We start from the raw sequence: 19,668 nt of genomic DNA, 5'->3' as shown, positions 1-19,668 counted from the left end.
GACGGGTCGAGCCCCATCGTCGGCCCGGAAGCTTGAGGGCGTCTGGCTTCGCGCGCCCGGCGACTGAAGGAACGCAAAGGTTCCCGTCAGGCGGGGGTCACCGCCGTTAGCCTCGACATGCGGAGGACAAGACGGGATGAAGTCGGTTCTGATCGTCGAAGACGACCCGGAGATGGGCCAGGTGCTCGAGCGCGGTATCGCGGCACGCGACTACGCGCCCACGCTCGTGACCGACGGGGTCGAGGCGCTCATCCAGGTCTCGCGACAGCAGTTCGCCGCCGCCGTGATCGACGTCATGCTCCCCGGCATGTCGGGATTCGAGATCTGCCGACGCATCCGGGAATCCGGCAGCACCCTTCCCGTGCTGCTGCTGACCGCCCGCGACGGCATCGACGACCGGGTCTTCGGGTTGGACTCGGGGGCGGACGACTACCTCACGAAGCCGTTCAGCTTCGATGAGCTCGCCGCACGGCTGCGCGCCCTCATGCGGAGGGATGCCCCGGAGCAGTGGTCGCTCGTCTCGTTCGGCGATGTCTCGCTCGACGCACAGAGCCGGCGCGCCCGCGTGGGAGAGCGTCAGCTGTCCCTCAGCCCGAACGAATTCCTGCTGCTCAAACTGCTGATCTCGCAGCCCGACCGGGTCGTCACCCGCCCCGAGATCCTGGATGCCGTGTGGGGGTCACCCTACGTCGACCAGAACATCGTCGACCAGTACGTCAGCACCCTCCGCAAGAAGCTGGCCGCGGGGTCCAGCCGGGTCGCCATCGTGACGATCCGCGGGGTGGGCTACCAGGTCGAGGCCGGCGCGTGAGGCCTCTGACCCAGCGCCTGTCGATCCGATGGCGGATCACCATCGGCAGTGTCGTGGTCGGAGCGATCCTGCTGGCCCTCGCCGCGGTCGTATTCCACGCGCAGATCGCGAACGTGCAGCTCAACGCCGACAAGAAGCTGCTCTACGACGCCACCACCTCCTACCTCACGGCGATCAATGACCACCCCGATCAGATCGACCCTCCCTCGGGAGAACAGCACCTCGCCGTCGTCCGCCCCGACGGCTCGATCGCGGTCGACAACCTCCCCGACTCGCTCACCGATCGACTCGACGACCTGACCGCGCTCGGCTCCGGCTCGCATCTGATCACGGCCGCGAACCACGAGTACCTGATCGTCGTGAGAACCGTCGACGCCCAGGGCGGCCGGTGGTACGTCGTCGCGTCCCACGACCAGCGGTTCGCGCAGGACGTCCTGGCGAACCTGACGAACATCCTCTACCTGGGCGTCGCCATCCTGCTCTTCGGCATCGGGGTCGCATCCTGGGTGCTGACCACTGCCGCGCTGCGACCAGTGGCCCGCATGCGCGCCACGGCGGAGTCCATCATCGAGACCGGGTCGGCCGACGAGCTGCCCGTCGGAGAGGCCCGCGACGAGCTCTACGACCTCGCGACCACGCTGAACTCGCTCATCCGGAACGTGCGCACCACCGCTGCCCGCGAGAAGCAGATGGTCGCCGATGCGAGCCACGAGCTGCGCACTCCCATCGCGATCCTGCGCGGTCAGCTCGAGCTCGCCCAGGGGAACACCTCCGATGCCGCGGCGCACGCCCGCGACCTGACCGCGGCGCGCGCGACCGCCGAGCGCATCTCCGCGCTGGCCACCAGTCTGCTCCAGCTCTCGACGCTCGAGGCGAACGACGACCCCACGCTGACCGGCGCAGCCGAGCTCGCCGAGGAGTTCCGCAGCGCCTCGGACCGGGCGCGGCTGATCGCTCCGGAGAAGAACCTCGACATCGACTTCGACAGCGACATCGTCGACGACGCCGCGGTCGTCTGCCGCATCTCGGTGCTCCGATTCGGCCAGCTGCTCGACAATCTGCTCAGCAACTCGGTCCGGCTCACGCCCCCCGGCGGCACGATCCACGTCTCGCTCGCCCAGGACGGCTCCGGCCTGCGGCTCGCGGTCGCGGACACGGGTCCCGGCATCCCGTCCGACTTCGCCGCCGTCGCGTTCGACCGGTTCAGCCGCCCGGAACACCAGCGCGGCGGCGACGGCGGCAGCGGTCTGGGCCTGGCCATCGTGGCCGCCATCGTCGCGAACGCCTCGGGGACCGTGCAGCTCGCGAACGGACCGGACGGCGGCCTGCTCGCCACCGTCCTGCTCCCCGCGCAAGGCGCCGCCGGATAGCGGACCCGGATGCCTCGACACCGCTGAGCCTCCGCTCGTCCACTACCACTCATCGAGTGAAAATATGGAGGCTTGCATATTTTCGTGTTAGCGTCGGCGTCGTCCCGATCGGGGCACCCGAAATCACCCACGCGCGACGACGCACACCAGCTCGGCAAGGAAGCCTCATGACCATCGAATTCGACACCTCCCCGACAGCGCCCCGCGCGCTGGAGGACGCCGAGAGCGCCCTCCGCGAGCCCACGCCGACCGAGCTGTTCCGTCAGGAGGCGGGCCCGCGGCGGGGCCTCGTGCTCCTGCTCGTGCTGGCCACGATCGGCGCCGGAGCGGCGCAGATGTCGGCGGCGCTGCTCACCCTGACGCTCAAGGCCTCCGTCATCAGCGGCGACGCCGCGACGACCACGATCTCGATCTCGAGTGGCATCGCGGGCCTGTTCACGCTCTTCGCCCTCCCGATCGTCGGCTCGCTCAGCGACCGCTCACGGTCGGTGTTCGGCCGTCGGCGCCCCTTCCTCGTCGCCGCCTCAGTGGCCTTCGCCGCCGGCGGGACGCTGCTGATCCTCGCGCCGAACGTCGCCCTCTTCGTCGTGGCGCACCTGCTCATCACGACGGGGTTCGTCGCGGCCGGCGTCACGATCACGGCGCTCATCGCCGACCAGCTGCCGCCGGAGAGGCGCGGGTCCGCGACGGCGTTCCTCAGCATCGGCACCCCCGTGGGTGCGCTGTTCGGCATGGCGGTCGCCGTCCCGTTCGGCGACCAGCTGGTGCCGCTCATCGGCATCCCGACCGCCCTCGCCGTCGGCACGCTGCTGCTCCTCGTGGTGATGCTGCGCGACCCGAAGTTCGATGAGCCGCGAGCCGCGTTCGACCTGCGGCGCCTCGTCGGCGTGTTCTGGGTCAACCCCGTGCGGCACCCCGCGTTCGCGTTCATCTTCACGAGCCGCATGCTCGTCTTCTCGGCGGTCGCGGCCCTCAACGGCTACCAGGCGATCTTCCTTCTGCAGCGACTGCACCTCGAGGCCGCGGCGCTGGGCGGCGCCATCCTCCTGACGGTCGTCGTGAACGTCGGCGTCACGCTGCTCGTCGCGCCCGTGGTCGGCCGCATCAGCGACCGCCTGGGCATCCGAAAGCCCTTCATCCTCGTCGCCGCCGTGATCCTCGGCGTCGGGCTCGTCGTCGCAGCCATGGCTCCCGACTTCGGGGTCTACCTCATCGCATGCGGCATCGTGGGGCTCGGCCAGGGCGTGTACTTCGCGGTCGAGCTCGCGCTCGCGACGCAGGTGCTGCCCGACCCCGAGAACCCCGCCAAGGACCTCGGCATCCTCAAGATCGCCGACAACCTCCCCGTGTCGATCGTCGCCGCCGTCGCGCCGGCGCTCCTCGCGATCGGGGCCGCCTCCGCGGCGGACCCGAACTTCGCGGCGCTGTTCCTCGCCGGAGCCGTCTCGGCGATCGTCGGCGGCTTCGTCATCCTGCTCGTGAAGGGAGCCCGATGATGCCTGCATTCGCACCCGACTTCCACTGGGGCGTCGCCACCGCCGGCCACCAGGTCGAGGGCGACAACACCGACAGCGACATCTGGTTCCTCGAGAACACGACGCCGTCGCTGTTCCAGGAGCGGAGCGGCCCCGCATGCCGCAACTACGAGCGCTGGGCGGACGACCTCGACATCGTCGAAGCGCTGGGGCTCTCGGCCTACCGCTTCTCGGTCGAATGGTCGCGCATCGAGCCGGCGCGAGGTGAAGTCTCCCCGGGGGCCCTCGACCACTACGAGCGGATCGTGGACGGATGCCTCGCCCGCGGGCTCGCCCCGCTCGTGACCTTCAACCACTTCGTGTCTCCGCACTGGTTCTCCGCCGCGGGATCGTGGCTGCAGGGCGATGCGGCGGCGCTCTTCGCGGACCAGTGCGCTCGCGTCATGGACCGGTTCGGTGACCGGATCGCGCTTGCCGTGACCTTCAACGAGCCGAACCTCGAGCAGTTCCTCCATTCGAGCGGCCGACTTCCCGCGTTCGTCGAGGGGATCAAGGCCGACATGCTCGCGGCGGCCGCCGCGCGCGCCGGCACCGACCGCTACTTCGCGGGCAACGTGATCCCCGCTGCGCTCCAGGCGGAGTTCCAGGAGGCCCAGACGCGCGCGCACCTCTCGGCGAAGGCGGCGATCAAGAGCCGGAAGGGCGACCTGCCCGTCGGCCTGTCGATCGCGATCGCCGACGAGGTCGCCGTGCCGGGCGGCGAGGAGCGCCGCGACGCGAAGCGCGCCGTCGCATACGACCACTGGCTCCGCCTGGCCTCGGACGACGACTTCATCGGAGTGCAGAACTACGAGCGCATCGTGCACGGTCCCGGCGGCGAGGTCGTACCCGAAGGCCCGGTCAACGGCATGGGCACGGTCATCGAGCCCGACTCGCTCGCCGGTGCCGTGCGCTATGCCCACGAGGTGTCCGGCGTTCCCGTGCTCGTGACGGAGCACGGCATCCAGAGCGACGACGACACGCAGCGCGCGGCCTTCACGCCCGCGGCGCTCGACGGCCTCGCGAGCGAGATCGCGTCCGGTGTGCCTGTGCTCGGATACTGCCACTGGACGCTCATGGACAACTTCGAGTGGATCTTCGGCTACGGCCCGAAGCTCGGCCTGTTCTCGGTCGATCGCACGACCTTCGAGCGCACGCCGAAGCCCAGCGCGAGCGTCTACGAGGAGTACGTGCGCGGCGCCCGATCGAACTGATCTCACCGTGACCAGGCAGGGATGTCCCGAACGGGGCATCCCTGTCGCGGTTCGCGACCGGGGCCTGTTCCGAAGCGGATCGGAGCCAGGGGCAGGGGGACTCATCGTCGGAGCGGGGTATAAGGGAGGACATGACGATCGACGATCGGGATAGCCCTCTGCTGCCCAGAACGGTGGCCGAGACGCTTGCCCGGGCGCGGGAGGTCAGTCCTGATCCGTTCCCGGATGCCCCGGCCGAAGCGCGCTCGCAGGTGTGGTGGTACGCGCCCGAGCAGTACGAGCGCGGGCTTCTCGCCGCGATGGTCAGCCGATCGCGCGAGGTCAACCGCTACGCCCACTACTCGGCGAACTACGCGCGGCCGAGCGGCCGCCTCGTCGCGCGCACCTCGCTGAGCGCGGGAGTCGGGGAGCTCGTGATCGTCGCGCACGGCGCCGTGATCGTCCGCGTCGACGGTGTCCTGGTGGCTGAGTCGGCCGGGCGGCACGCGGTGCCGGCGGGCGTCGTGGGCGCCCTCGAGCTCGACGTCGAGGCCGAGGCGGATCACGCAGCTGCTTTCGCGGTCGTCTCCGGCGTCGATCGCGTCGGCAGCTGGTCGGGGATCGATGGGGTGCGCCTTCGGCCGCGGGCCGGGGGCGACGTGCCGGCGCATCTCGCTTCGGAGCCGGTCGTCCGTCTGCCGCTCCCGAGGGTCGCCGGCCTGTACGAGGCTCCTGCGGAGGTGCTCGGCCGGCCGGTGATCCGATCTGCGCGCAAGCCGCGGATCAGTTCGGGCGAGAGCGCCCTCGAAGCCCGAAGCGGGTGGGGAGCCGCGCAGGAGTCGTCGCACGAGGTGGTCTCCGCAGGCGCGTCGCTGTGGGCGTCGCGGTATCCGCTCGGATTGCGGTACCTCCAGGTGACCGGGGAGGCGGACGACGTCTGGGTCGACGCCGAGATCCGGCCCGCGCCGCGCCGTGGCGCCTTCGTCTGCTCGGACGCCGAGCTGAACGCGATCTGGGGCGTCAGCGCGTACACGCTGCGGCTCTGCATGCAGGGACTCATGATCGACGGCGTCAAGCGCGACCGCATGCCGTGGATCGGCGATCAGGCCATCTCGGCGCTCGCCAACGCCTACGCCTTCGGCGACGCGCAGATCGCCTTCGACAGTCACCTGGCTCTCGGCTCTCCCACGAGCGGCTACGTGAACGGGATCGCCGACTATTCGCTGTGGTGGTTCATCACCGCCGACATCCTCCAGGTGCAGTTCGGCCCGGGCGACACGGAGACGATCGCCGCGAGTGCCGAGCGCATGCTCGCCGCCCTCCGCCACGACGTCGGCGAAGACGGGCTCTTCCGGCCGCGGGGTACGGCAGACGGCTTCACGGCTCCGAACGCGGGATCCGTGCTGATCGACTGGGGGTACGAGATCCCCGCGGGCAGCACGTCGACGGCGCTGCAGATGCTCTGGGTGTGGGCGCTCGATGCCGTCGAACGTCTGCGTGCGCGCGCCGATCGCCCGCGAGACCGCGAGCTCGATGCGGTGCGCGCTGTCGCCCTCGAGAGTCTCCGCAGCGACGCCTGGGATGCGGAGCGTGGACTCTGGCGCGCGTGCGCGGACGGGGCATCCCGGCCCGATCCGTACGCGAACTTCCTCAGCGTCGCCGCGGGCGTGACCGACCCCGCCACCGCGCCGGATGTCGTCGACGCCTATCGAGACGCGGCGGGACGCACCCCGTACATGCAGACGCTCGCGCTGCGGGCGCTCGCCGCGGCCGGTGAGCCGCGCGCGGCGCTCGCAGGCATCCGGCGCAGGTGGGGTGGGATGCTGGATGCCGCCGCCACCACGTTCTGGGAGGAGTTCCCGTCGGACGAGGGGTCGCCGTACGAGATGTACGGGCGGCCGTTCGGCCGGAGCCTGTGCCACGCGTGGGCCGCGGGACCCGCCGCCCTCCTGCCCGAGATCGTCTTCGGCCTGCGGACGCGGGCCGACGCGTGGGCTGTCGTCGAGGTCTCACCGCCGGAGCTCGACCTGGAGTGGGCGGCGGCGGCCATTCCCGTGCGCGACGGGCACCTTGGTCTCCGTCTGCAGGATGGGATCCTCGAACTCGACATCCCCGAAGGGTGCACGGCGGTCGTCGCCGGTCTGGAATACGCAGGCCCCTCGTCGACGAGGGTGGACCTCGACGTCGCACGGGGCTGACTCGCAGCCAGGACGCCGCGATCGCTGCCGTCGGCCGGCCCTCAGATGCCGGGGCGGCTCGTCGAGGAGCGCACGACGAGTTCCGGCTCGAAGACCTCGTGGACCGCCTCGGTGCGGCCGTCCAGGCGCTCCATCAGCAGGCGGATCGCCGTGGCGCCCATCTCGGCGCCGGGCTGACGCACGGTCGTGAGGCCCAGAGCAGGGTGCGAGGCGATCGGCACGTCGTCGTACCCGATGACCGAGATGGGATGCCGTGCCTCCGTGATCGCCCGCAGCGCGCCGATCGCCAACTCGTCGTGCGAGGCGAAGAGGGCTGTCGAATGCCAGTCCCGTTCGAGTGCGCGCGAGATGGCCTCGCTCGCAGCATCCTGCCCCTCGTCGCAGTGCACGACCCTCGATCCCGCGACCAGCCCTTCGGCCTCCATGATCGCCTTGTAGGTGCGGAGCCGGATCCCGTGCGGCGACGACAGATCGTGGTCGGCTTCGGGAAGCGTGAGGTTCGCGATGCGCGTGTGCCCGAGGTGCAGCAGGTGCTCCATCGCCATCCGCGCGCCTGCCTCGTCGTCGCCGGCGACGGTGTCGTACGCTTCCGACGTGTCGTGGCGTCCGAACATGACGAGCGGAGCGTGCACGGAGATGCGCTCGAGCGCCTCGGGCGTCGCTCGAGGCGCGACCGCGATGACGCCGTCCACCTGCCGGTCGACGAGGGCCTCGATGGCGCGGAGGCCGTGCCGCGATCCTCGCTCCGCGGGGGCGATGACGACCTGGAACCGCGTGCCCTCCAGCTCCTGCAGGGCGCCTGTGATCATGCGGGTGAAGAACTGGTTGGCGAGGTCGGGAAGCTCGATGCCGATCGTGAACGTGCGGCCCCGCATCGCGCGCGCGGCGATGCGCGGCCGGTAGTTGAGCTCCTCCATCGCGGCATTGACGCGCTCGCGCATCGCATCGCTCACGCCGTACGCGTCGCGGAGCACCTTGGAGACAGCGGCTCTGGAGACACCGGCGGCCGTGGCCACGTCGGTGATGGTGGCGCCGCGAGGTTTCGCCGAAGTCATGAGCCGAGGGTACTCGTGCGACGAATTCCGTCGAGACCTTGACACGGATGGTGTGCATGCGAAACCGTAGACCGGTCTACGTGCTTTGTAGACGGGTCTACGGAAGACAGAACCTTCAGAGAAGAGGGACATCGACGATGACGACATCCGACAAGATCCGCGACGTGCGCAGCGGTCGCACGCGGCGGACGATCGCACTGCTCCTCGGGGCGGCGATCATCTCGAGCGGGGCGGTCATCGCCTCGGCCGCACCGGCGACGGCAGAGGACTGCAGCGCCTACCCATGGATGGACGCCTCCAAATCGGCGGACGACCGGGCGCACGCCCTGCTGGATGCGAGCGCGCAGCACCAGAAGTACCGCTGGCTCGTGGAACAGCCGGCGACCCTGCCGACGCAGACCAACTGGGCACCGGGCCTGAGCGGTGAGGCGCCTGTCGTCTATCCGGCGCAGGTCCCTTGCACGCCCACGATCTTCTACACCGACGGCCCCGAGGCGGTGCGCTCGGCCGGCGTCACCGACTTCCCGTCGCAGATCTCCCTCGCCTCGACGTGGAACCTGGATCTCGCCTACCAGAAGGGCGTCGCGCAGGCCGATGAGGCCTACAACAAGCGCAAGAACGTCATCCTCGCCCCGGGCATCGGCAACACGAGGACCCCGCTCGCCGGTCGCACGCCGGAGTACTTCGGCGAGGACCCGCTCATCAACGGCCTGATGGCGGCATCCGACGTTCAGGGCATCGAATCCGACGGTCGCGTCGCGGGGCAGCTGAAGCACTTCGTCGCCAACGAGCAGGAGCTCGACCGCCAGACGAGCTCGTCGAACATGGACGAGCGCACGCTCCGCGAGCTGTACACCCTGCCGTACGACATCGCGATCACGCGTGGCACGCCCGAGACCGTGATGTGCGCTTTCAACCAGGTCAACGGCGTCTACATCTGCGAGAGCCCGCTCATGCAGAAGGTACTCAAGGACGACGCGGGCTTCGACGGCTTCATCATGTCGGACTTCGGCTCGGTGCACTCGACGGCGGCGTCGCTGAACGCGGGTCTCGACCAGGAGCTCAACCGGCCGATCTGGTTCACGCCGGCCAAGCTCGACGCGGCGCTCGCCGCGGGCTCGATCACGCAGGCCCGCATCGACGAGGCGGCGTTCCGCGTCGTGCGCGCGTACATCCGCAGCGGTCTGTTCGACAACCCGCTTCCCGCGACCTCGGTCGCCGATGCGTCGAACGCCGCCCACAAAGCCGTCGCGAAGCAGATCGCCGAGCAGGGCAGCGTGCTGCTGAAGAACGACGGCGTGCTTCCGCTGGCCGTGTCCGCAGGGCAGAAGATCGCCCTCTTCGGCCCGACCGCGTCGAGCACCGTCACGACGATCGGCAACGCTCCGACGAGCGCGGTCTCGGTCTGCAGCCTCACGCTGCGGTTCAACGCGAACGCGGCGCCGCGCAACACGCTCCCCTGCGAGGACGTCGTCTCAGCCGAGACCGCACTGACGCAGCGTGCCGCTCAGGCGGGTGCGACGGTCACGTGGAACAACGGACAGGATGTCGCGGCCGCCGCCGCTCAGGCCGCCGCCGCCGATGTCGCCATCGTGTTCGGGTACCAGCGCATGGGCGAGTTCAACGATCTCACCGACCTGAAGCTCCAGGGCAACGGCGACGCGCTGATCTCGGCGATCGAGCAGGCCAACCCCAAGACGGTGGTCGTCCTGCAGACCGGCAGTGCGGTCGAGATGCCGTGGCTCGGCGGCGTGCAGGCGGTCCTCGAGAACTGGTACGGCGGAGAGCAGCAGGGCCCGGCCATCGCGTCGCTCCTGTTCGGCGACGTCAACCCGACCGGCAAGCTGCCGATGACGTTCCCGAAGTCGCTCGCCGACACCCCGACGAACACGCCCGCGCAGTATCCGGGCATCTTCTCGAACGGGTCGACGACCCGTCCTGCCGGCACGAACGAGATCCGCCAGGTGTCGTACAGCGAGGGCCTCGCCGTCGGCTACAAGTGGTACCAGTCGCAGAACATCGAGCCGCTGTTCCCCTTCGGCTACGGACTGTCGTACACGACCTTCGCGTACGACCGCGTGCAGGTGACGCCCAAGACGACGGAGGGCCAGAAGGAGATCAGGGTCAACTTCAAGGTCACCAACACCGGCACCCGCGCAGGCACCGAGACGGCGCAGGCGTACGTCACGCTCCCGTCGTCGACGGGCACGCCGGGCTCGCGCCTCGTCGGCTGGAAGTCGGTGAGCCTCGCACCGGGTGAGCACGCCAACGTGACGATCACGCTGTCGCCTCAGGACCTCGCCGACCTGCACCTGCTCCAGTACTGGGATGCCTCGTCGCACGGCTGGCAGACCGCGAAGGGCACGTACAGGGTGGCGGTCGGCGGTTCCTCCGCCGCTCCCGTCGCGACGCAGTTCACGATCCACTAATCGCCTGCGGCTCACGGCCCGCAGGACCGGCTCGCGCCGGTTCTGCGGGCCGTTGGCGTGCCCGGAATCACCGTCGCCGCCCCGAGCGGCTCGACGAAACCGTCTGAACAGCACCTGAACAGATCTGAATGTTCAGGCCCAGATCATCATTCTCGACTCACTGCCTTAACCACCCGAGTTCAGCAAACTTTGGTCTATCGAAGTTGAGGCTTCATTTTGACGGATCAGAAAAGAAGCGTTTATCAGGGGTTTCTATTCCAAGTTCTCTACGGAAGCCGCTGAATCGAATCTATGAACTTCCCAAGAATCTCCCTTGACGGGCCTGAACGTTACCTATAACGTTTCAGCCGTGCCGACGTGTGGCACGATCTACAACCCCGTAGCGGCGATGATGCGCGCGGACGCCTCTGGCAGACGAAGCAGTCGCCCACGACAGATAGGCAACCGATACATGTCGAGAGATACGGCCTCGGGCGCGCACGCCGCGCCTACGAGGGTTCTAGCTGCCGCCGCAGTTGTGGCGGCACTGACGATCGGGCTTGTCGCCCATGGACAATCCCCCGCAGGGGCGGCTCCGCGCGATGTCGCGACGGCCCGCCTCGAAGTGAATGCCGCAGCGAACCCGCTCGGGATCGACGACGCGAAGCCCACCTTCTCGTGGATCATCACGAGTGCGACGCGCGGCATCTACCAGAAGCAGTACCAGGTCATCGTGGCCTCCAGCGCGGCCAAGGCAGCCAAGGGGCAGGGTGACATCTGGGATTCGGGGCAGGTTCTCGGCGACGCCACGTCGGTGGACTACGCCGGGCCGGATCTGAAGTCGCGCACCAAGTACTACTGGAACGTGCGCACCTGGACGCCGGGTGTGTCGCCGTGGGCGGAGCCGGCATCGTTCGAGACCGCCTACCTGAGCGCATCCGAGTGGAAGGGCGACTGGATCACGGGTCCCGCGCGACCGATCGCCCCGCTCACGGGCGCCGCAGGATCAGCGGATGACGCAGGCCTGATCCCGAGCACGACGCTGAGCGTCGCTGCGGCTGCGGGCGCGACCAACCTCAAGGTCAACGGCGTCGCAGGCGCGACGGTCGGCAGCAAGGTTCGCGTCGGACTCGGCGACACCTCGCAGGTCGTGGACGTCACGGCCGTGGGGACGGCATCCATGGCGACGACGACGGTTGCCCCGACCGCGTCGGGCGGCACGCGACTGTTCGTGGCGTCGACGACAGGTATCGCGGTCGGCGACGTTCTGAGCGTCGGCGGTGGCACGACGACAGTCGCCGAGGTGGGTACAGCGGCCGGCGCGGCCCGCACCCTCTCGGCTGCGGCTGCCGCGGCTGACACGGTCATCAAGGTGAACAACACCGGCGGCTTCGTCGTCGGACAGGGCGCCGTCATCGGCACCGGTTCCACCACCGTGGTGCGCACAGTCACCGCCGTCGGCACCGCGGGTGCGACCGGCACGGGCGTGTCCCTCGCTGCCCCGCTCGGCGCGGACTTCGCGAACGCGACCGCTACCCGCGGAACCGGCACCGGGCTCGGCGTGAGCGCCGTGGCTGCAGACGTCGCCAACGGCGCCTCAGTGGTCAACCCGGGCAGCGGACTGACGATCAGCCCCGCACTGACCACGAGCTTCGGCGTCGGCACGACGGTCGTGCTCTCCGACGCTGAAGACGTTTGCCGCCCCGTCGGCAACTCGTCCAACTCGGGTGTGTGCAAGCCGATCCGGCCGAACTACCTGCTGCGCACGAACTTCGACGTCGCACCGAAGTCGGAGCACGGCGCCGTGACGAGCGCGCGCCTGTACTCGGTGGGTCTCGGTTGGAGTGAACCGAGCATCAACGGGCAGCTGACGCAGCCTGGTGAGCACCTGAACCCGGGGTTCACGGACTACAAGGACACTGTTCAGTACACGACTGACGACGTGACGGCGCTCATCCAGCAGGACGCGACGCAGGCGAAGTCGAACGTGCTGGCGAGCGAGGTCGCCGCGGGTCGCTACGACTCGGAGTCGATCCCCTCGAACCACCGGTTCGAGTTCGCGCAGTGGCGCAACCAGGAGACGCTGAGGGCCGACCTCTGGGTGACCTATGCGGACGGCACGCAGCAGCTGGTCAAGACCGGCGACAATTGGAAGGTCAGCATCGACGGCCCCACCCGTTACGCCGACTTCGACAACGGCGAGATCTACGATGCCCGTCACGCCATCTCGGGCTGGAACACGACGTCGTACGACGACAGCGGCTGGCTCGCCGTGTCGCCCGGGGTCGCGCCTCAGGGCGAGGTGATCGCGCAGCTGCACGAGCGGACGAAGGAGACCGAGAAGCTCACGGGCCCCTTCTACACGTGGAATCCCGCGCCTGGTGTGAAGGCGGTCGATGTCGGCCGGCAGATCGCGGGCTGGGCGACCATCAAGGTGTGGGGCGCCGAGAAGGGGCAGGTCATCCGGACCGTCTATGTCGAGCGTCGCAACGACGACACCACGATCGACGACCCGAACGTGCCCGGCACGGGCCAGGACGGCGCGCTCCAGTTCGCCGGCAACCTTCAGCAGTCGTACTACGTGTCGGACGGCACGGGCACCGAAGCCAACCCCGAGGTGTTCACGCCGAACTGGAACTTCGCAGGCTTCCAGTGGGTGCAGATCGACGGGAACAACGGTGCGGCACTGCCGGACAGCGTGCACGTCGACGTCGCCTCGGCTCAGCAGATCCGCACGGGTTTCGATGAGGTCGGCACGTTCGAGTCGAACGACGCGCTCCTGAACCAGATCAACACGAACGTGAAGAACACGATCAAGGGCAACTGGATCGCAGGCTACTCGAGCGACACGCCCACCTATGAGAAGGACGGCTGGACGGGCGACGCCCAGATCATCCTCCCCACGGTGGCGAACATGTTCGACATCCAGCAGTCGATGGTCAAGGCGGCGCGGGACTCAAAGGACTCGCAGCTCGACGACGGCAGCGGCCAGACCGGTCTGCTGATCCCCGGCTCGGAGGGATACGGCTACTGCTCGAAGAACGCGCAGGGCACCTACGTTCCCTGTGGCACGTCTCCGTCGATCGCGACCTTCAAGGGCAGCGGCGCCGGTGCGACCCCGATCTGGGATGCGTTCATCGTCGTGACCTCGTACGAGGCGTGGGAGCGCTACGCGGACGTCCGTCCCATGACGACGGCCTTCGGCACGATCGAGAGCTACCTCGACGACTGGATCCAGGGCGGCAAGCCCTACTCGGAGGGCCCCGGCGGCTGGTTCACGCGTGACGGCTCCGACGACTGGACCCTCAACTCGGGTCTGGGCGACTGGGCGTTCGTGACCGGCGCTGATGGAAACGCTGCGGAGGGCACCAACCTCAACGTCGGCGGGTTCCAGGCGGCCTCGTCCACGGCGTTCACCGCGTATCTCGCGAAGCTCACGGCGGAGATGGCTGACGTCCTCTACGCCAAGACCGGCGACGTGAAGTACCAGGCCTCGGCCGCGAAGTACCGTGATCTGTTCCAGAAGATCCGCACGGACTTCAACGCCCGCTGGTGGGACGCGACGCGCGGGTTCTACGCCGAGAACGCGACGCAGGAGCTTCGCCAGGGCTTCCAGGCCTGGGCGATCGGCTTCGGCCTCGTTGAGGAGCAGAACAAGCTTCCCCTCATGGAGAAGCTCGCATACGACGTCGCGATCACGCGCACGGGCCACGCGATGACCGGATTCGTCGGCATCCGCTGGATCTGGCCAGTTCTCTCGGATGCCGCGCACCTCGGTGTGCCGCACGCCAAGGAGGCGCTGTACAAGGTGGCGCAGCAGACGACGTACCCGTCGTACGGCCGTAACGTCCTCCTGGGCTACACCGGCATCGGCGAGTACTGGGAGCAGTCGACCCGCACCCGGAACCACCAGTTCCAGGGCTCGATCGGACAGTGGTTCTACGAGGAGCTCGCGGGCATCAAGCCGGCCACGCCTGGGTACAAGGACATCACCATCCGTCCGCTGCCTGGCAAGGAGTACAACGTCACGAACGTGAAGGCCTCGGTCGACACGATCCACGGCAAGGTCTCCTCCGCGTGGGTGGAGAACGCCGACGGCAGCTTCACCCTCAAGGTGACCGTGCCGGCGAACACCACCGCGAGGATCCACGTTCCCGGCACCGACGCATCGAAGATCGTCGAGTCCGGAACCGGCACAAAGGTTCTCGCCTCGAAGGCAGCCGGTGTCAAGCTGGTCGGCCCCGTCGACGACTCGATCGTCTACGAGGTCGGCTCCGGCACCTACGAGTTCACCCGCAAGTAAGCGAACTCGTCAGCCCGCTGGGCGGTTAACGGAAGGTGGATGTCGCGGCGCAGGCCGCGGCATCCACCTTCCGCACGTGTCCTGAGGTGGCGTCGCGGGATGCGGCTTCCCGATCAGGGCCGTGCGCGGTCGTCCAGCGTGAGCTGCATGAAGGTGAGGTCGAGCCACGTGCCGAACTTCGCCCCGACCTGGCGCAGCGTGCCGGTGTTCTCGAAGCCGAGCTTCTCGTGCAGCCGGATCGATCCCGCATTGCTCGCCTCTATGCCGGCGACCATGACGTGCTTGCCGAGCCCGCGGGCGCGATCGATGATCGCGACCATGAGATGGCGGCCGATGCCGTTGCCGCGCTGGTCGCCGCGCACGTAGACCGAGTGCTCGACGGTGTGCCGGTACCCGTCGAACGCGCGCCAGTCGCCGAACGACGCATAGCCGACGACGTCGTCCCGGTCGTCGACCGCGACGATCACGGGATAGCCGGATGCCTGCCGGGCGGCGATCCAGGCGGCCCGGTCGGCGGCATCCACCGTCTGCTCGTTCCAGATCGCGGTCGTATGGGCGACGGCGTCGTTGTAGATGAGTGCGATGCCCTCGGCGTCCTCGGGTCGTGCGTCTCTGAGGTGCATGGCGGGATCCTCCTTGGTCAGGACGACCGGCGACGGCTCGCGCTCAGCTTGCGCAGCGCGACGACGTACCGGCAGGGCGTCATGGTCGGGTTGAGGTATGTGCAGTCGGACGGCGTGCCCAGCTGGAGGCAGTCGCCCGCGTCGAGGTCGTGGGTCTCGGAGCCCTCGACGAAGCGCAGCCGACCCTCGAGCACCCAGATCTGCTGGTCGAGGAACAGGAACGCCTCGGCCGGGTAGGTCACCTCGGCGCCGGGTGGAAGTTCGACCTCGACGAGCTCGAGATCCGTGCTCGCGGGCGGGGACACGGCCCGGCGGACGTAGCCGGTCTCGGGGTCGGTCCACACGGGCTGATCCGCCGTGCGCGCGATCCGGGTCGACGCCCCTTCGGCCCGCGCGACGAGCTCGGAAAGCGTCAACCCGAGGGCTGCCGACAGCCTGCCCAGCAAGGCGGCGGTCGGCTGCGCCTCGCCGCGCTCGATCTTGGAGATCATCGCTCGGGACACCCCGGAGGACTCCGCCAGGGCAGCGACGGTGAGGCCGCCGTCCGTGCGCGCGGATTGGAGGATCGTTGCCAGCGCCGTCGTCAAGTCATCCATATCGTGCCCTCCTGTTGAACACTATAGTGCTTCTGGATGTCACTATAGGAGCGCGCCCGAGTGCCTAACGAAATCCTGTTCCGGCCGCCAGTAGTCCGAGAGGGCTGCGGTCACCCCTCGTCGGGGAGCGCCGGCGGTGCGGGATGGGCGAAGTGCCCGATCGCCGCGACCACGAGCGTGAACGCGGCGGACACGGCGATGCCGAACCACAGTCCGACGTGCAGCGTGAGGGCGCCGACCGCGGCACCCGCTCCGATGAGTGCGATCGCGCCGAGACGGCGCGGCCAGGGATGCTTCGACGCCCGCGCCCCGAAGATGGAGTCGGCGGCGAGTCCGGTCAGAGTCGAGGTGACCACGACGGTCGTGACGTCCTTGACGGCGACCTGCCGTGCGGCGCCCGCCTGCAGCCCCATCGAGACCGCGAGGACGGCCGTGATCACGGCGAGCACCGGCTCCCCGGGGGAGGGCAGCACGCCGGTCAGCACGGCTACGAGGGCGAGCGTCACTCCGACGGCGAGGAAGACGAGGGTCGTACGGGTGTTCCAGCCGGTGTCCTTCGCGCCCCTCAGCACGCGACCCGCGGCGGCGGCGCCGAGCGCGAAGCCGAGGAGCGCGACCGCGGGTCCGAGCACGGGCAGCCCGTCGGCGCCCGTCAGCGCCATCCCGAGGATGACGACATTCCCCGTCATGTTGGCGGTGAAGACGCGGTCCAGGCCGAGGTAGCCGACCGCGTCGATCACACCGGTCGAGAAGGTGAGCGCGAGCATGAGGCCCAGCTGGGTGCGAGCGGGATGGCTTCGCATCGCGCGCAGGGGAGCAGGTGCTGAACGGGTCATCCCGAACCTCCGAGGGGTGTGCGGAAGTCCATCGAGATGACGTCGTCCCGGGGCGGGGCTCCGGGCAGGCGCTCCCCAGGCCGTGAGTCTGCATACAGGGTGTCAGAAAACGGCCTGTATACCCGTCCACGCGGCGCGTCAGGTCGAGAGCAGTCCGTGCTCGAGCGCCGCCTGCACGGCCGCGTTGCGGCTGCGCACGTCGAGCTTGCGGTAGATGTGCGCGAGGTGGGTCTTGACCGTGTTCACGGTGATCTCGTTGCGCTCGGCGATGTCGGCGTTCGTCATGCGCGTAGGCAGGTGCACCAGCACGTCCATCTCGCGCTCGGTGAGCGGCTCCGCGAGGCGCCGGGACGCCGAGCGCGGCGGCGCCGAAGCCGTGGCCGAGGCGCGAAGCGCCGACCTGATGCGCTGCAGCGAGTTCGCGTCGACGTCCGCCACGTCGGCGAGCAGCGCCTCGACGATCGGACCGAACCGCACGAACACGTCGGTGAGGTCCTGGCGCTGCGCGATCGCGACCGCCTCCCTGGTGCGTGCGCTCGCACGGTCGCCTCGACCGTCCAGCGTCGCGAGCCACGCGTGCAGGAGCAGGAACTCGATGCGCGCGAGCGGGTACTCCGTCGCGGGGGGCGGGGATGCCGCGGCCAGCGCGCTGCGTGCGTCGACCAGCTTGCCGGCCGTGAGCAGGGCCGCGATCTGCTCGGTGTACGCCTGAGACCAGCCCCTCACGCGAGCCTCGCTCACGGGGATCGGCACGGTCGTCCCGGCCAGGCCGAGCCGGCGCGCGCGCAGATGGAGGGCGCGCAGACGGTCGGCGACGATCGGCGGCGCGGTGCCGGTGGGCGCGTCGGCGAGGTCGTCGACACCTTGATTGGTCAGTGCGCGGGCGAGCAGCCCGACCCAGACCAGTTGCGTGCGGTTGTTGCCTCGCGCCCGGAGGAGCCCGGGGCCGACGGCCTCCAGGGCGGCGGCGAGATCGCCCTGTTCGAGTGCGATGAAAGCTTTCGCGAGGTAGGCGTCCGCGGGCGCCGGGTGCAGGAGGAGGTCGGCGCCGCGGGCGAGCTCGAGCGCCTCCGCGGCGAGGACCTCCGCGATGCGAGGACGCCCGGTCCAGGCTTCGAGCAGAGCGCGCGAACCGAGCAGATGCACGCGGTACGGCGAGTAATGCGCGCCGTCCGTGCCGGTCGCGGCCTTGAACATCGCGCGGGCCTCGGCGAACTCGCCGAGGTGCAGGAGTGCCCGCCCCGCGGAGCCGTAAGCGAGAGTCGCGAGCACCCCGGGGTGGGTGATGCCGATGAGGTTCGGCACCTCATCCGGCGGAACCTGGCCGAGCATCTCGAGCGCGCCCCTCGCCGCCCGGAGGGCCACGTGCGCATCGCCGCGGAACTGCACCCGCGCGGCGATATAGCAGTGCGCGATGAGACGGGGACCGGGCGGTGAGCCCGGCATCGTGACGACACCGCGCAGCACGTCCTCGCCCTCCGGCGCCCGTCCGCTGACGCCGAGCAGGATGCCGTGGAGCACCTCGGCCTCAGGACGCGTGCGCCGAACGGCATCCGGAATCGTCGCAAGCCAATGGCTCACGCGGCCGAGCTCTTGCGTCTCGTAGACCTCCCGGCCGAGGGTGAGGATCAGATCGAGCGCCGACTGCCACTCCTGCGCGTCGAGGAGCGCCCCGATCGCGGCATCCGGCATTCCCTCCGCGACGAACCATTCGGCCGCCGTCGCCGCGATCGCGTGCTCGGCGCCCGGCAGGCGTGCGCGCAGCCGGTAGCGGAGCAGGTCGCGGAAGAGATGGTGGAACCGGAACCACTCGCCGCGCTCGTCGAGCGGCACGAGGAACATCGCGGACTGCTCGAGGCTCGCGAGCACACCCTCGGCGTCTCGCGGGCCGAGCACGGCGTCGAGGAGGCGCTCGGACATCCGCTCGAGGGCGGAGATCCGCAGCAGCAGCTCCCGTCGTGCAGGGGGCAGGGCATCCAGCACCTCCTCGCCGAGGAAGTCGGCGATCAGGCGGTCGTCGCCGGTGAGGCCGGCGGCGAACCGGATCGCATCCGGATGCCGCCGCAGGGCGATGCCGCTCAGCTGCACGCCGGCGGGCCACCCTTCCGTGCGCTCGACGATCGCCGTGACGGCGGCATCGGGCGGCGCGGAGCCGCTGATCGTCGTGAGCACCTCCGTGGCGGCCTGGATGTCGAGCGCCAGATCGGACTCGCGCAGCTCCGTCACGGCGAACCGCAGCCGATGCCGTGTGCGCCCGCGCACGACGTCGTTGCGGGACGAGAAGACGAACCGCAGGGACCGCGGCGCCTGATCGACGAGCCACTCGAGGTCGGCGACGATCGCCCGGTTCGACAGGCGATGCAGGTCGTCGAGCACGATGAGCGTCGGAGCAGCGTCGACCGCCCACGCGACGATCCGCCGCCGGGCGGTGTCGCCGAACCCTCCGCCGCCGAGGGCGAGAAGGCTCAGGAAGGCGGGGAGCTCGGCGGGGTCGACGCCGAGCGCGTCGAGCATCTTGCGGAGGAAGTGCCGGGGATCATCGTCGTCGGCCACGACGTCGATCCAGCCGACCCGCAGGTCGGGGCGCGATGCCGCCCACTGTGACAGCAGCACGGTCTTGCCCGATCCCGCGGGAGCGACGACGACGGTGAGCGGTTCCTCGACCGCTGCATCCAGCCGGCGCCGCAACTCGGGACGATCCACGGCGTGCCGCGGTATGCCCGGGGCAGCGATCATCGTTCGTCCTTCCCCCGCGCCCAGT

General features: G+C 69.5%; 12 protein-coding genes. 7 read left to right on the top strand and 5 right to left on the bottom strand.

Annotated elements, in window-relative coordinates; genetic code table 11:
- Window positions 1-136: 136 nt before the first annotated feature.
- The 5 genes from ACH3VR_RS20065 (at window position 137) to ACH3VR_RS20045 (ending at window position 7,086) form a co-directional block, all read left to right on the top strand.
- Window positions 137-811, top strand: coding sequence for a response regulator transcription factor (locus ACH3VR_RS20065; RefSeq protein WP_397558103.1), 675 nt, complete (start codon window positions 137-139; stop codon window positions 809-811).
- A complete protein-coding gene (locus tag ACH3VR_RS20060) occupies window positions 808-2,181 on the top strand; it encodes a sensor histidine kinase (protein WP_397558102.1) in 1,374 nt (457 codons plus the stop codon). The genes ACH3VR_RS20065 and ACH3VR_RS20060 overlap by 4 nt, the downstream gene beginning before the upstream one ends.
- Window positions 2,182-2,348: 167 nt before the next feature.
- Window positions 2,349-3,677: an MFS transporter gene (locus ACH3VR_RS20055; protein ID WP_397558101.1), complete on the top strand. Its 1,329-nt coding sequence runs from the start codon at window positions 2,349-2,351 to the stop codon at window positions 3,675-3,677.
- The gene (locus ACH3VR_RS20050) at window positions 3,677-4,909 is read left to right on the top strand and encodes a family 1 glycosylhydrolase (protein ID WP_397558100.1); all 1,233 of its coding nucleotides are present in this window, start codon (window positions 3,677-3,679) and stop codon (window positions 4,907-4,909) included. Before ACH3VR_RS20055 ends, ACH3VR_RS20050 begins: the two co-directional genes overlap by 1 nt.
- Before the next feature lie 131 nt (window positions 4,910-5,040).
- Complete coding sequence (locus ACH3VR_RS20045) at window positions 5,041-7,086, top strand: alpha-L-rhamnosidase-related protein (protein WP_397558099.1); 2,046 nt, start codon at window positions 5,041-5,043, stop codon at window positions 7,084-7,086.
- Between the two features lie 41 nt (window positions 7,087-7,127).
- On the opposite strand, the gene ACH3VR_RS20040 is transcribed toward ACH3VR_RS20045, so the two are convergent.
- Window positions 7,128-8,141 (bottom strand): LacI family DNA-binding transcriptional regulator, encoded by a 1,014-nt coding sequence (locus ACH3VR_RS20040; RefSeq protein WP_397558098.1) that lies wholly within the window; start codon window positions 8,139-8,141, stop codon window positions 7,128-7,130.
- A 137-nt stretch (window positions 8,142-8,278) separates the two neighbouring features.
- Between ACH3VR_RS20040 and ACH3VR_RS20035 the strand changes: the two genes are divergently transcribed.
- Together ACH3VR_RS20035 and ACH3VR_RS20030 are read left to right on the top strand one after the other, a co-directional pair.
- Window positions 8,279-10,570 (top strand): beta-glucosidase, encoded by a 2,292-nt coding sequence (locus ACH3VR_RS20035; RefSeq protein ID WP_397558097.1) that lies wholly within the window; start codon window positions 8,279-8,281, stop codon window positions 10,568-10,570.
- 604 nt (window positions 10,571-11,174) lie between these two features.
- Window positions 11,175-14,852, top strand: coding sequence for a family 78 glycoside hydrolase catalytic domain (locus ACH3VR_RS20030; RefSeq protein ID WP_397558096.1), 3,678 nt, complete (start codon window positions 11,175-11,177; stop codon window positions 14,850-14,852).
- Window positions 14,853-14,965: 113 nt separating this feature from the next.
- On the opposite strand, the gene ACH3VR_RS20025 is transcribed toward ACH3VR_RS20030, so the two are convergent.
- From ACH3VR_RS20025 to ACH3VR_RS20010, 4 genes are all read right to left on the bottom strand, one after another.
- Entirely contained in the window at window positions 14,966-15,475 is a 510-nt protein-coding gene (locus ACH3VR_RS20025) for a GNAT family N-acetyltransferase (protein WP_397558095.1), read from the bottom strand.
- Window positions 15,476-15,492: 17 nt separating this feature from the next.
- A complete protein-coding gene (locus tag ACH3VR_RS20020; protein WP_397558094.1) occupies window positions 15,493-16,071 on the bottom strand; it encodes a helix-turn-helix domain-containing protein in 579 nt (192 codons plus the stop codon).
- Window positions 16,072-16,181: 110 nt separating this feature from the next.
- On the bottom strand, window positions 16,182-16,907 hold the full coding sequence (locus tag ACH3VR_RS20015; RefSeq protein ID WP_397558093.1) for a YoaK family protein: 726 nt from the start codon (window positions 16,905-16,907) through the stop codon (window positions 16,182-16,184).
- A gap of 138 nt (window positions 16,908-17,045) precedes the next feature.
- On the bottom strand, window positions 17,046-19,643 hold the full coding sequence (locus tag ACH3VR_RS20010) for a helix-turn-helix transcriptional regulator (protein WP_397558092.1): 2,598 nt from the start codon (window positions 19,641-19,643) through the stop codon (window positions 17,046-17,048).
- Window positions 19,644-19,668: the final 25 nt, after the last annotated feature.

This window comes from Microbacterium alkaliflavum (assembly GCF_044325405.1).
Taxonomy (GTDB): domain Bacteria; phylum Actinomycetota; class Actinomycetes; order Actinomycetales; family Microbacteriaceae; genus Microbacterium; species Microbacterium alkaliflavum.
The sequence above is the reverse complement of the archived record's forward strand: the minus strand, read 5'-3'. Positions and strand labels throughout refer to the sequence as shown.

Bases quoted from the DNA above. Each gene is read 5' to 3' on its own strand.
- ACH3VR_RS20025 (WP_397558095.1), bottom strand. From the start codon at position 15,475: ATGCACCTCAGAGACGCACGACCCGAGGACGCCGAGGGCATCGCACTC.
- ACH3VR_RS20020 (WP_397558094.1), bottom strand. From the start codon at position 16,071: ATGGATGACTTGACGACGGCGCTGGCAACGATCCTCCAATCCGCGCGC.
- ACH3VR_RS20065 (WP_397558103.1), top strand. From the start codon at position 137: ATGAAGTCGGTTCTGATCGTCGAAGACGACCCGGAGATGGGCCAGGTG.
- ACH3VR_RS20055 (WP_397558101.1), top strand. From the start codon at position 2,349: ATGACCATCGAATTCGACACCTCCCCGACAGCGCCCCGCGCGCTGGAG.
- ACH3VR_RS20050 (WP_397558100.1), top strand. From the start codon at position 3,677: ATGCCTGCATTCGCACCCGACTTCCACTGGGGCGTCGCCACCGCCGGC.
- ACH3VR_RS20010 (WP_397558092.1), bottom strand. From the start codon at position 19,643: ATGATCGCTGCCCCGGGCATACCGCGGCACGCCGTGGATCGTCCCGAG.
- ACH3VR_RS20015 (WP_397558093.1), bottom strand. From the start codon at position 16,907: ATGACCCGTTCAGCACCTGCTCCCCTGCGCGCGATGCGAAGCCATCCC.
- ACH3VR_RS20040 (WP_397558098.1), bottom strand. From the start codon at position 8,141: ATGACTTCGGCGAAACCTCGCGGCGCCACCATCACCGACGTGGCCACG.
- ACH3VR_RS20045 (WP_397558099.1), top strand. From the start codon at position 5,041: ATGACGATCGACGATCGGGATAGCCCTCTGCTGCCCAGAACGGTGGCC.
- ACH3VR_RS20035 (WP_397558097.1), top strand. From the start codon at position 8,279: ATGACGACATCCGACAAGATCCGCGACGTGCGCAGCGGTCGCACGCGG.